This is a genomic window from Methanohalobium evestigatum Z-7303, from assembly GCF_000196655.1.
GTDB classification, from domain to species: Archaea; Halobacteriota; Methanosarcinia; order Methanosarcinales; family Methanosarcinaceae; genus Methanohalobium; species Methanohalobium evestigatum.
This window is the reverse complement of the sequence record NC_014253.1, coordinates 864,531-877,597: the sequence shown is the minus strand read 5'-3', so window position 1 is coordinate 877,597 and position 13,067 is coordinate 864,531. Positions and strand designations below refer to the sequence as shown.

The following is a 13,067-nucleotide window of genomic DNA, read 5'->3' as shown; positions in this document are numbered from 1 at the left end:
GATTATTGATTGTAGTAAGGTGACAGTTGGTATGCTGGATACCCAGTATATTTTGAGTATGGCAATGTTTCCTCTGCTGGCATTGATGATATGGGCAGGTTACTATGTGTTTGTTCCTGATAATTTTAGAGGGTCGCATGTAAGCTCGAGGATGCATGAACTTCTTATAGTTACTCTCATGTATATCCTTCCATTAGGCTTTATATACGTGCTGGTTGATATACAGGATGCAATTGCCAATATGTTTGGTATGGGTTCTTACCTTAATTACGCCGAGTACCTGATAATGGTAGAGGGTAACATAGTTAGCTATTTTCAAAATATTACTACACCGTTGCTGACCTATGTTAATAGTGCAATCTATTTGTTCGGATTTCCTTTTCTACTGGTATTTACTTTTTTTATACTGGTTTATACCCGTAAATTCAGGGCTCTTCAGGAATATACAATCGCTTTCGTCCTTGTTTATGTAATAGCATATCCTTTTTTCGTGTTTTTTCCAGTAGAAGTAACAGGATATACACTTCACAGTGTAGATCCTCTTTTGTATAATTTAAGTCCCATAATAGTTGAGGGTATTAAACTCAGTGATCCGGGGCTTGATAATTGTCTACCCAGTTTACATACAGCATTGTCTATAACAGCAATGTTAATCGTGGTATTTAGAACAAATTTTATACGTTTTAAGATGTTTTCCATAGGAATTACTACCTCGATATTATTTACCATATTATATCTTGGAATACACTGGATGACGGATATGATTGCAGGTATTGTACTTGCACTTGCTGCTTACTTTATTACTACCAAATACCGTGAAACCATAACTAAATTGTCTGCAGGGATACTGTTATCTATTAAAAACAGGATTGGTATGGTGGATAAATCAATTACAGTTTTGTGTATAAACTGTGCATGTGAAATCTCTGTCAACCCGTCAACATCCAGTTCTGTAGGTTCTGTCCAGTGTCCTTATTGTGATACAGTCCAGGAATATCATCTGCTTACTCATCTACTGGAACAACAGGTAAAAGCAAAATTCAATACAAAATCCCGATTGTAAAACTCGTAAAAAACAATTAAATACAGTGTATAAGAATGAAATCCAGAGAATTAAGTATAATACCTGTTAGGATGGGTAATTCAAACGCCTATTTAGTAATTGGGGCTGATATAACGTTTCTTGTTGATGCCGGTGTTTATGGTCATATTCATAATCTGGAAACAATACTTTTTAACAATGGACTTGACTTTCAGGATATCGACCTTATTATTATAACACATTCACATTATGACCATGTGGGAAATCTTTGTGAGATAAAAGAGAAAAGTTTTGCAAGAGTTCTTGCACATGTAAATGAATCAGGGTTCTTAAAAGAAGGATATATGCCGATACCTAAAGGGACGTCTCCATTTTCAAATGTTATATCATGGATGTCGAACAGCTTTTCATCCAGCAAAATACGGTATAATCCAGTGACACCGGATATCCTTGTAGATGGTGATTGCGAGCTTTTAACAGGAGGAGAAGTAATAATACTTACTGCACCGGGGCATACATCAGGTTCGATATGTGTTATTGTAAATAATAAATACGCTATTGTCGGAGATACACTTTTTAATGTATTTGAAAATTGTTTCTATCCTCTATTTGCTGATGATGAAAAAACATTGATAAAAACATGGGACAAACTACTGAGTACAGGATGTAAAATATTTTATCCGGGACATGGGAAACCGGTTTTATTAGAAAACTTCAATGAATGCTTTTATAAAATAAGTAAACTTTATTATAGGTATTAGTCTTTAAATTAAATATCGGAACTTTTATATCATCTTAATTTTTATTTTTTGTACCATGTTGGACAAGATTATTGATTATATGGGTAATGTGCTGGAAATCGCTTTATATGGAGTTGTACTGGTGTTTGTTTTGATTATTATTTACACGGCTGTTGTTGCAATGGGTTTTATTTAATTTACTGGTTATAAGACCTGCAACCTGTACCGTAGATCTTTTCTTTAAGTTAGGAGGATTGGATACATTATTTGATATCTGATTTATCGATGCAACTGTACAAGCATATATTTTTGAATTTAAACTTTCATATACAATTGTGTATTAAGATTGTGGACTCATCCAATTATCTGTAAATGAAGCTATAAAATGGTTGTATATTATGCGGGAAGATTATATAGAAACTGAATACAAACCAAAGCCCGATGAGCTGGTTTGTGAATATTATATGGAACCAGCAGATGGTGTAAGTTTTGAAAAGGCATGTAACCACATGGCTGGTGAAAGTTCAATAGATACATGGAGTGATATATCTACATTAAGTCCTGAAAAAGCACAGGAATTAAAACCTCATGTTTTTTCTATTGATAAAGAAAGAGGAGTTGTAAAGGTAGCGTACAAGCAGGACCTTTTTGAAATAGATTCAGTCCCCCAGATACTTAGTGCCATTGCCGGCAACATAATGAGTATGAAACTTGTGAAAAACCTGCGTCTTGAGGATATAGCATTTCCAAAAGATGTTCTTAACAGTTTTAGAGGTCCCAAATACGGTCTTAATGGAGTACGTGATTTGTTCGGTGTTTATGATAGACCGCTTGTTGGAACAATTGTAAAACCAAAAGTAGGATTATCTTCTGAAAAGCATGCAGATGTAGCCTACAAATCCTTTGTAGGCGGATGTGATATTGTAAAGGATGATGAGAATCTTACAAACCAGAAATTCAATGCTTTTGATAAAAGAGTAAAAATAACACTGGATGCTAAAGAAAAAGCAGAAAAGGAAACAGGGGAGCGAAAAATGTATCTTTGCAATATAACCGCTCCCACATGTGAAGAAATGCTTCGAAGAGCAGAGGTTATCAACGACCTTGGTGGTAAATATGTCATGATTGATATAATTACAGCAGGATGGAGTGCCCTGCAGTCTCTTCGAGAAGCAACCGAAGATATGGATATTGCCATCCATGCCCATCGATGTATGCATTCTGTAATGACAAGAAACCCCAGACATGGAGTGAATATGGTTGCACTTGCAAAGCTCACACGCCTTATTGGACATGACCAACTGCATATCGGTACAGTGGTTGGTAAAATGCATGGAGATAAGGATGAGGTACTGTCTTTAAGAGATGAGTGTGCACTTGATTATATGCCTGCAAATGACCAGCTCCACATACTGGAACAGGATTGGGGTAATATAAAACCGATGATGCCGGTAGCATCAGGTGGTCTTGAACCGGGAATGATTCCTGACCTGTATAACATGTTTGGCAAAGATGTAATCATGCAGTTTGGAGCAGGTATCCATGCTCATCCAATGGGTACTGAAGCGGGAGCGACAGCCTGCCGACAGTCTGTAGAGGCAGCTCTTGAAAATATTACACTGGAGGAATATGCCAGCAATCATAAAGAACTGCAATCCGCTCTTGAAAAATGGGGATAAAATAGTTTATAATAATTGTATAATATATGTTCTGTAATCATATGGTTAGAAAAACAGAAATATTAAGAATAAACAGCAGTAATTTCAGTGAATCCATTTCCAAAGCGGCTGAAATCCTCAAAAACAGAGGAACAGTCGCTTTTCCCACTGAAACAGTGTATGGTCTCGGTGCCAATGCACTGGATTCTGTTTCAGTTCGCAAAATATTCAGTGCAAAGGGTAGACCTCCAGATAATCCTCTAATTGTCCATATAGCATCAAAAGAACAGGCCATAGATATTTCAGAGGACATACCTGATAATGCTTTTTTGCTGATGGATGCTTTTTGGCCAGGTCCTCTGACATTAATCCTGAAACGGAAAAACTTTGTTCCTGATGTTACAACTGGAGGGCTGAATACTGTAGCAATACGTATGCCTGATAATGAAACAGCTATAGAACTGATAAAAAAAGCAGGTGTTCCTATTGCTGCACCAAGTGCCAATATTTCTGGAAAACCGAGCCCTACAACTGCAGAACATGTGATTTCTGATTTATACGGTAAAATCGATGCAATTGTTGATAACGGAGCAGTAGATATTGGAGTGGAATCCACAGTGGTGGATATGACATCTGATAAACCACTCCTGCTTCGACCGGGTGGCATTGGAATTGAGGATTTAAAGGAATATATACCTGATATAGAAATCGGCTACAACAGTGAAAATCTGATAGATAAAAAAGTAAAATCACCGGGTATGAAATATATCCATTATTCACCATCCTCGAAAGTTGTTCTGGTCGAGGGTTTCTACAGGGTATCAGAAAAAATCAATCAGGTTATATCTGATTATCATAAAAATGATTTAAATGTTGGGCTACTGGTGACCAATGAAACTGGTAACCAAATTACTGATAAAAATATTAATATATTTCTGCTTGGAAACAGAGATAATATAAAAAAAGTTGCAAATAATTTGTTTAAAGGATTGAGAACACTGGATGACATGAATCTGGATGTGATTATTGTAGATGGGTCAATAAAGCATGAAGGTATAGGGTCAGCGGTAATCAACAGATTACAGAAAGCGGCTAACGAGATAATAGTTCTGGAAGAAGGTGAGTATATTGAAACCTGAAAAAAAAGAGCAAATGGTTAAAAAACAAAAAAGTTCAGAAATTATAAGAAGGAACAAAAAAATAAATCTGATAAATATAGCTGTAATAAGCATCGGTTTAATCCTTATGTTACTGGATTACAGAAACATAGCCGAACATTTCATATGGCTTGGATTTATAATATTTTTGTATACTGCCGGAACTACTTTTATAGCAAGGAGAGAGGCCAGAAAATAAAATAAAATACTCATTTTTATTTTTCTGTTTCATAACCTGCATTATTCCATGCAGTCATACTGCCCATAACGTTGTAGACGTCATCAAATCCATTCTTTTTAAGAATGCTTGTTGCCAGGCTGGCTCTTTTACCTACATTACATACTACAGCAATAGGTTTGCTATCAGGAACTTCATCAATTCGGTTTTCAAGTTCTCCGACATATATGTGAACGGCACTTTTTATATGTCCACTATTCCATTCATCATTACGCCTTACATCAAGCACATTTAGATTATTGTTTTTTATCTCTTCTCTAAGTTTGTGGACATCCATTAATCCTGATTTTTCAATTTCAAAACTTTCGTTGTACCATGATTCTATTCCACCTCTTAGATAACCAGCGATGTTATCAAATCCCAGTCTCAAAAGATAGCGCAAAACAGTGTCAAGGTGTTTTTTTTCTTCCATAACCAGTAATACAGGTTTTTTATACGACAAAATCCATCCTGCATAGGAGGGGACTCCGTCAAGCCAGATGTTATACGAATCTTTTATATGACATCCAGCAAATGACACTGGTTCTCTGGTGTCCAGTATCAGAGCACCGTTATGTATTTGTTTTCTAAATTCATGTGGTGGAAGGGAAGGCGGATATTTTGAATTCAAAAGTGGTGCTCCTTTGAGGTTGTATTCTTCCATTTTTTTAAAATACGGTGGAATAAAATGCTTTTCAGATGTCTTTAATTTCACAAATTCATCCCTGTTTTTCACCTGCAGAGAAGGATTCTGTAACCTTTCTACGCCCACAGTACTTTCTTCCCTTTCACTGATAAATCCACCACATACAGATCCAGACCCGTGAGCAGGACAGAGGATTACATGGTCGCCCAGTGGAACAATCTTTTCAAAAATACTTTCATACATATTATCCGCTAACCGAGGAGCATCATCAGGTCCATACAGATCGGTTCTTCCAGTATCTCCCACGAATAAGGTATCGCCAGTAAAGACCATTATTTTTTCTTTTCCAGTATCAGTATCAGATAAAAGATATGACACACTTTCATCGGTATGTCCTGGTGTGTGGATGGCGGTTATTTTAAGTGACCCAAAATAAAATTCACTCCCATCTTCGACAGAATTTCCGTATTTAAAATCCAGATATTTACCGTGATAGATTTCTGCACCAGTTAGGTTTGCCAGTTCAACAGAACCGATAACATAATCTTCATTCCTATGAGTTTCAAAAATATACCTGATATTCATATTCTGTTCAAACGCAATCTCGGTATATATCCGACAGTCTCTTCTGGGGTCTATAACAATTGCTTCATTCTCTGAACCTATAAAATAGGAAAGATGCGCCAAACCTTCTGATTTTATTTTTTTGAAATACATTTACACTCCCCCTGAGTGGAATTAGATGATTTTTTTGAGGTTGTTTGTAAGGTATGTGATATGGTTTTTTTCTTCAGATGCCAGTTCATGGAGCAATTTCCTTGTATTTTTATCACTCATGATTTCAGCCATTCTTTTGTAGAAATCAAATGATAGATATTCTTTTTCAATAGCAGTTTCCAATACATCAATCTCATCTTTGAATTTTTCATCACTTTTTAACAGTTCTTTACTTAATTTTATTCCACCTTCCATGTATTCAAAATCAAGTTCTTTTTTCAAAACTTCCAGTTCTGGAATATCCTCTTCAACAGTATTTGCATACCGTCTGTACAATCTGTTCATGTGTGCGTCTTCAAACTGTGAAAGTTTATCCAGTGTTTGCCTAATGTTGCTGGATATTTCATTATTTTTGGCTCTTAAATAGAAATCCTGTGCTCCTTTTTCCAGTTTAAGGGCTGTAAGTAGTATATCTTTAATTTGTTCGTTACCGGTTATAAACTCTGGTTTTTCTTCAGGGTACCCAGATAGTGTTTCATAATTCCATTCAAGGATTCCACCATCCATTGTATAGACGTTTTGAAAACCAAGGTTACATAGATATGTAGCAGCTCCCAGACTCCTACGACCGGCACGACAATAGGTAATGATGTTTTTATTTTTATCGAGTTCATCATACCTTGCATCCAGTTCATCAAGTGGAACGAGTTTCGACCCTGGAATATGGCTCTGTTCATATTCTTCAGGCTGTCTTACATCAACCAGTATATTGATCCCTTCTCTGTCATTGTCAAGCATCTGTTTCAATTTTTCAGGTGATATCTTTGTTACATCCTCAGTACTGCAGCTTATATTCATAGTTTTACCTTCTGACAGCAGAAATCATATTATCCATAATTGGATTTTATCCCCGCAATTCCCCATAAACTCCCATTAAAATGACGGTTTTATAACTCATATTTTTTGTGTTTTAAAAACTTGGATTTATTAGATAATTATATAAAAGTCTGATACATATATTTAATATGACTAATCCGATATTTGCCAGATAATCAAAACATTTCTACAGATTCCTTTTTTAAATAAAAAAGTTAATTGGATGTATTTAAATAGCTGAATACATGCTAAATAATGATGCCAAACAATAAAATACTGAAAACATAAATCCAATTCTAAAAAATGGTATAAAAAACCAGTTAAAGTTTGATGTTTGGTAAAAGCTATCAATATATGGGTCATTTGTTTTTTATACTAATGTGGATTGTTATCAGTATATAATCTGTAAAAACTGGTTTTATATGTAATAAGGTGAGTTCAAGATGGCAGATGTAGACAAATTAAAACATTGCAAGAAACCCATGGGTTATGAAGGTAGAGAAGTTGCCAGAGAGATGAATGAACGCCATTTTGACCTCTGGAAATGGGGACTTGAACATATATCTATCAACCCTGATTATCTCGTACTTGATGTGGGGTGTGGTGGAGGAAAAGCTATACAGATACTGGCTGACTTTTGTCCTTATGGTAAAGTACATGGTATTGATTATTCTGAAGAAATGGTCAGTATGGCACAGGAAGTGAATAATGAACTTGTGAAAAATAATCATGTTGAAATAAAATATGGTACAGTATCATCTATACCTTATTCTGATAACACGTTTGACCTTGTAACAGCATTTGAAACATATTATTTCTGGCCTGATCTGGAAAATGATTTAAAGGAAATTTATCGAGTTCTGAAACCTGAAGGTGTTCTTCTTATAGTTAATGAGGTCTATAAAAACGGAAATTTTGATGAGCGTAATATGGAATATGTCAATACATTGGATATGCATTATCATAATCCAAAAGAACATAAAGAGATACTTGTAAAAACAGGTTTTACATCTGTAGAAACATATACTAAGCCTGAGAACAATTGGATAACTATAATTGCAAAAAAGCAATAATACAAATTTGATAGATTTAGACTCTATTATTTAATCATATCAATCCGGGACAAAGGTTCAACATGACAGAATTTGTGGCAAGTGAATCAATGATGGAATATTTCAACAACCTTGAAAATAAATTGAATTATGAAATACAAATAGCTGGTAAAGCACGCTCACATGGTAAAGACCCAAGCTCTAACGTTGAAATACCAGTCGCCAAAGACCTTGCTGACAGAGTTGAAAATCTTATTGGGGTGTCCGGAGTAGCAGAACGCATACGTGAGCTTGAGAATGATAAATCAAGGGAAGAAGCTGCACTGTCTCTTGGTAAAGAAGTGGCAGAAGGTTATGTTGGCAATTTTGAATCAAAAAAGGATTCAGTAGAATCTGCAATCCGTGTAGCGGTTGCCATGCTTACAGAAGGAGTGGTTGCTGCACCTATTGAAGGTATTGATAGTGTCAATCTGGCAAAAAATGACGATGGAACTGAATACATAAGCATTTTTTATGCAGGTCCTGTTCGGAGTGCAGGTGGAACAGCACAGGCTCTTTCTGTTCTTGTGGGGGATTATGTTCGCAGAGGACTGAATATCGACCGATATAAACCCCGTAAAGAAGAGGTTGAGAGATATGTTGAAGAAATCACACTCTATCGCCGGGTTGCTGGGCTTCAATATATGCCTTCAGAAGAAGAGATACGTTTAATTGTGGAAAACTGTCCCATATGTCTTGACGGAGAACCGACTGAGCAGGCGGAAGTAGAGGGCTATAGAGACCTTGAGAGAGTAGGAACCAACCGTATTCGTGGAGGGGTAGGGCTTGTACTTGCAGAAGGAATTGCACTTAAAGCTCCCAAGATACAAAAATATGTGAAAAAGTATGATATCGATGGGTGGGAATGGCTTGATACTCTGATGTCGGGTGAAAAAAGTGAAAAAAAAGATGATGGCGGCGGTACAGAAGAAAGTGGTGATAATAAAAAAAGTGAAAAAAAGCCCAAACCCAAAGATAAATATCTCCGAGACCTAATAGCTGGGAGACCTGTTTTTTCACATCCATCCCGTCCGGGAGGGTTCCGTTTAAGGTATGGAAGGTCGCGGAATACCTCATTCGCTTCTGCGGGAATTAACCCTGCAAGTATGGTAATCATGGATAAATTCATTGTGGCTGGTACCCAGTTAAAGGTGGAAATACCCGGAAAAGCAATGGGTATGGCACCGGTGGATTTTATCGAAGGACCTACTGTCCGGCTAAAATCGGGAGATGTCCTCCGGATTGATGATGTAAATGATGCCTATGAATTATATCCACAGGTTGAACATATCATAGATATCGGTGAAATGTTGATAAATTACGGAGATTTTTTGGAAAACAATCATCCGCTTGTTCCTTCTCCCTATTGTTTTGAATGGTGGATTCAGGAATACAGGAACACGGTTTCTGATACATGTACAGATGAAGAACTTGAAGACCTTACACAGGATGATGCCTTAAGGGTATGTGACCAGTATAATGTACCACTGCATCCGAAATTCACCTATTTATGGCATGATATAACACCACAGGAATTTGAAAATCTTGCCAGATTTGTATCAGAACATGGAAATCTATCCGATGATAATAGTGTGCTGCAAATTCCTTACAATAATGCGGATGATAATGGAATCAAATTAATACTTGAAAAACTGCTTTTGTTCCACAAAGTAAGAGATGGTATGATTTTAATATCAGAACCCCTCCCATTTATCCGTTGTCTGGGTCTGAATTCAAATTTGGAGTTAAAATGGGATGATATAGACTTTGATGATGAGGATGCACAGTATGCTGTAAATAATGTAAGCGGTGTGGTCGTAAGGGATCGTTCACTTACACGGGTGGGTGCAAGGATGGGACGACCAGAGAAGTCAAACCGAAGAAAAATGTCACCTGTTCCTAATGTATTATTTCCTATAGGCGATTCAGGTGGGAATACCCGTCAACTCGATGATGCCAGTAATTATAAAGCTACAATGAATAGTAAAGTAGGTGAGATTAAAGTTGAAATCGGAATACGGGAATGTCAATCCTGTGGGATAGAAACCTATGAATGCAGATGTGACTGCGGTGAATTTACTTTTCCTAAAATGTCCTGCCCTTGGTGTGATATAAAAGCAAATGATGGAGTTTGTCCTAAATGTGGGGCAAAAGCAAGTTCTGTAAAAACAAAAAATATAGATTTTAAAAGTATTTACCAGAAAGCCTTTGAAAATCTTGGAGAACGTGATAATTTTGAATCATTCAAGGGTGTCAAAAGGCTGATGTCCAAAAATATGACCCCAGAACCCATTGAAAAGGGTGTTCTTCGAGCTAAATATAACCTCTATACCTTCAAGGATGCAACAGTAAGGTATGATATGTCTGATATTCCTTTAACCCATATACGTCCAGATGAATTGGGAGTTACAGCGTATCAGTTACGTGAACTTGGATATACTGAGGATATATATGGAAAACCTTTTACTAAAGATGACCAGATTGTATGTTTGAAGGTACAGGATTTGGTTGTTCCCTATGATGCTGCTGATTATCTCCTAAAAACCGCCCAGTATATAGATGATTTACTTGTAAAATATTATGGGCTTGAACCCTATTATAATGCAAAAACAATCGATGATATTGTAGGGGTGCTTTTGATGGGGCTTGCTCCTCATACATCTGCAGGTGTTCTTGGAAGACTTGTAGGGTTTACCAAAGCATCAGTGGGATTTGCTCATCCATTCTTCCATGCAGCTAAGCGACGGAACTGTGATGGTGATGAAGACTGTGTTATGCTTCTTATGGATGGACTTATTAACTTCTCACCAGAGTACCTTCCAGATAAACGGGGAGGTAAAATGGACGCACCCCTTGTTTTAACAACACGAATAGACCCAAATGAAGTAGATAAAGAAGCTCATAATATTGATGTATGCCCCAGATATCCGTTAGAATTCTATGAATCAACATTGAATTTCACCAATCCCAAAGATTTTGAAGACACTATGGATATTGTTAACAACAGATTGGGTACTCCTCAGCAGTATGATAATTTCCTTTATACTCATGATACAACAGATATTGCAGCAGGTCCCAAGATAAGTGCCTACAAAACTTTTGGAAGTATGCTTGAAAAAGTAGAGTCTCAACTGGAGCTTGCTGATAAGATACGTGCAGTGGATGCATCGGATGTTGCCGAAAGAGTACTCATGTCACATTTTTTGCCAGACCTGATTGGAAACCTTAGAGCTTTCTCTCGTCAGGGAACCAGATGTGTGAAATGCGGTGAAAAGTTCAGGCGTCCGCCATTGTCCGGTAACTGTACAAGGTGCGGAGGTAAAGTTATCCTAACAGTTCATGAAGGAGCGGTCAAAAAATACCTTGATATATCCAGCAAGGTAGCCAATGATTACAATGTTTCAGAATATACAAAACAGCGAATTGAAATTATAGGATATGAAATTAAGTCATTGTTTGAAAATGATAAATCAAAACAGATAGGATTATCGGATTTCATGTAATTATAATCCGATAGCATTAATATGATTAACCAGTTCTGTAAGATTTTCCAGTTCTAATTCCAGCACTTCATCAGGAGTCATGCTGATAGACATTTCACCATCGACAGTCAGGCAATCAGGTCCTCTTCTTACAAGTCTATCCACCCCATCATTTGATAAAACCTTTTTAACTTCGGGGTCATGCATAAAAGCTCTTCCGGGTATTAATACTGTTTCTTTTATCTGGGAAAGGTCAAGGTTTTGCAGGTCATTTATCGTCATAAGGCATCCAATGTCCTTATCAACATTGACAACATTAACTTTCCCTCCCAAATTATCAAATATTTCCTGCAAACGTGGGGCAGCAGCACTGCTTGTAATAACAGTGGCTTCTTTTTTAACTTCTGGAAGATTTGACATAAATTTTTCACTGTTTCTGATTGCAAACGGTGAGCCGATATAAGGGTCTTCAAGCGGAGTTCCTGTAATTTTTAGATTGTGTTTTGATGCAGCATCTCTGACAATCTCTTTAAACTCATCGATACTATGGGTGGTAATACCATCCAGTATGGGATGATTTTCAAGGATTAATCCTTCTTTGCTACTGTTTGCAAACCTCATGATTATTGCGCCATCTGCACCCATATCTTCAAGATCATTTAATGTTTTATCAAGTACATCACCGTCATTAATTCCCGGTATAAGTACGAGTGCAGCATAAACTTCACAGTCTTTACAGAATTTTTCAAGTACTTCCAGTGATACTTCTGGTTCTGGGTCTCTCATGTATTCGTTTCTTAGTTTTGGGTCTGTTGCAAAAACAGTAAATGTGACTTCATTTACGCCTTTATCAATTAAAAAGTCTGCATCATCTTTATTGTTGAACCCCTTTCCGCTGGTATATCCAAGATGAATGGGTTTTTCAAATTTAGAAAGTGAATTAACAAGCTCTTTAAGTTCAGGATAACAGCTAACATCTCCACCGCCGCTGATTGTAATCTTATCGGTGTAGGGATTGAAGTATAGGTTCTGGGATACTTCCTGTAGTACAATTTGTACTGGTTTAAAGCCGGGATAAGATTCTTTAACACTGCGTATACAGTAATCACATCCTTTCTTAAAAGGAAAGCAATGTTTACATCCAAAAACCGGGATATTTTCGTCTTTAACCTTGTTAAAATAACAATATTTACAAAAACCATTACAATCAATGCCTGGGTTTCCACCAATATCAGCAACAATTCCCATATTATCAGTGGTTACTCAATTAGAAGTTTTATTTAAGCTTTGTTAGTATTATTTAATATATTTTTGTATTATCCAAATATTATTTAAAAATCCGGTTTTTGTTAGCTTTGTGACCCTTTGGTTATAAAAATCATTAAAAATCAATATAATTGTTCAATTTTAAATTTTTGATTTTCTTTTATAATGGTGTAAT

Annotated in this window: 10 protein-coding genes; 7 read left to right on the top strand and 3 right to left on the bottom strand. The window is 36.5% G+C overall.

What is annotated here, in order from left to right; genetic code table 11:
* Window positions 1-31: 31 nt before the first annotated feature.
* From METEV_RS04540 to METEV_RS04520, 5 genes are all read left to right on the top strand, one after another.
* The gene (locus METEV_RS04540) at window positions 32-1,063 is read left to right on the top strand and encodes a phosphatase PAP2 family protein (protein ID WP_013194381.1); all 1,032 of its coding nucleotides are present in this window, start codon (window positions 32-34) and stop codon (window positions 1,061-1,063) included.
* A gap of 35 nt (window positions 1,064-1,098) precedes the next feature.
* Window positions 1,099-1,803, top strand: a complete 705-nt coding sequence (locus METEV_RS04535) for an MBL fold metallo-hydrolase (RefSeq protein ID WP_013194380.1) — start codon at window positions 1,099-1,101, stop codon at window positions 1,801-1,803.
* 377 nt (window positions 1,804-2,180) lie between these two features.
* A complete protein-coding gene (gene rbcL, locus METEV_RS04530; protein WP_013194379.1) occupies window positions 2,181-3,461 on the top strand; it encodes a type III ribulose-bisphosphate carboxylase in 1,281 nt (426 codons plus the stop codon).
* A 41-nt stretch (window positions 3,462-3,502) separates the two neighbouring features.
* Window positions 3,503-4,579 carry an L-threonylcarbamoyladenylate synthase gene (locus METEV_RS04525; protein ID WP_013194378.1) on the top strand — a complete coding sequence of 359 codons (1,077 nt, stop codon included), beginning with the start codon at window positions 3,503-3,505 and terminating at the stop codon, window positions 4,577-4,579.
* On the top strand, window positions 4,569-4,796 hold the full coding sequence (locus tag METEV_RS04520; RefSeq protein WP_013194377.1) for a hypothetical protein: 228 nt from the start codon (window positions 4,569-4,571) through the stop codon (window positions 4,794-4,796). The genes METEV_RS04525 and METEV_RS04520 overlap by 11 nt, the downstream gene beginning before the upstream one ends.
* Window positions 4,797-4,812: 16 nt before the next feature.
* On the opposite strand, the gene METEV_RS04515 is transcribed toward METEV_RS04520, so the two are convergent.
* Window positions 4,813-6,177, bottom strand: coding sequence for an MBL fold metallo-hydrolase (locus tag METEV_RS04515; RefSeq protein WP_013194376.1), 1,365 nt, complete (start codon window positions 6,175-6,177; stop codon window positions 4,813-4,815).
* 21 nt (window positions 6,178-6,198) lie between these two features.
* A complete protein-coding gene (locus tag METEV_RS04510) occupies window positions 6,199-7,035 on the bottom strand; it encodes a rhodanese-like domain-containing protein (RefSeq protein ID WP_013194375.1) in 837 nt (278 codons plus the stop codon).
* A 461-nt stretch (window positions 7,036-7,496) separates the two neighbouring features.
* Here METEV_RS04510 and METEV_RS04505 point away from each other — a divergent pair, with 461 nt between their 5' ends.
* Together METEV_RS04505 and METEV_RS04500 are read left to right on the top strand one after the other, a co-directional pair.
* Window positions 7,497-8,126 carry a class I SAM-dependent methyltransferase gene (locus METEV_RS04505; protein ID WP_013194374.1) on the top strand — a complete coding sequence of 210 codons (630 nt, stop codon included), beginning with the start codon at window positions 7,497-7,499 and terminating at the stop codon, window positions 8,124-8,126.
* 62 nt (window positions 8,127-8,188) lie between these two features.
* The gene (locus METEV_RS04500) at window positions 8,189-11,647 is read left to right on the top strand and encodes a DNA polymerase II large subunit (protein WP_013194373.1); all 3,459 of its coding nucleotides are present in this window, start codon (window positions 8,189-8,191) and stop codon (window positions 11,645-11,647) included.
* On the opposite strand, the gene mmp10 is transcribed toward METEV_RS04500, so the two are convergent.
* The gene (mmp10, locus tag METEV_RS04495; RefSeq protein ID WP_013194372.1) at window positions 11,648-12,874 is read right to left on the bottom strand and encodes a methyl coenzyme M reductase-arginine methyltransferase Mmp10; all 1,227 of its coding nucleotides are present in this window, start codon (window positions 12,872-12,874) and stop codon (window positions 11,648-11,650) included. It lies immediately after the preceding gene.
* Window positions 12,875-13,067: the final 193 nt, after the last annotated feature.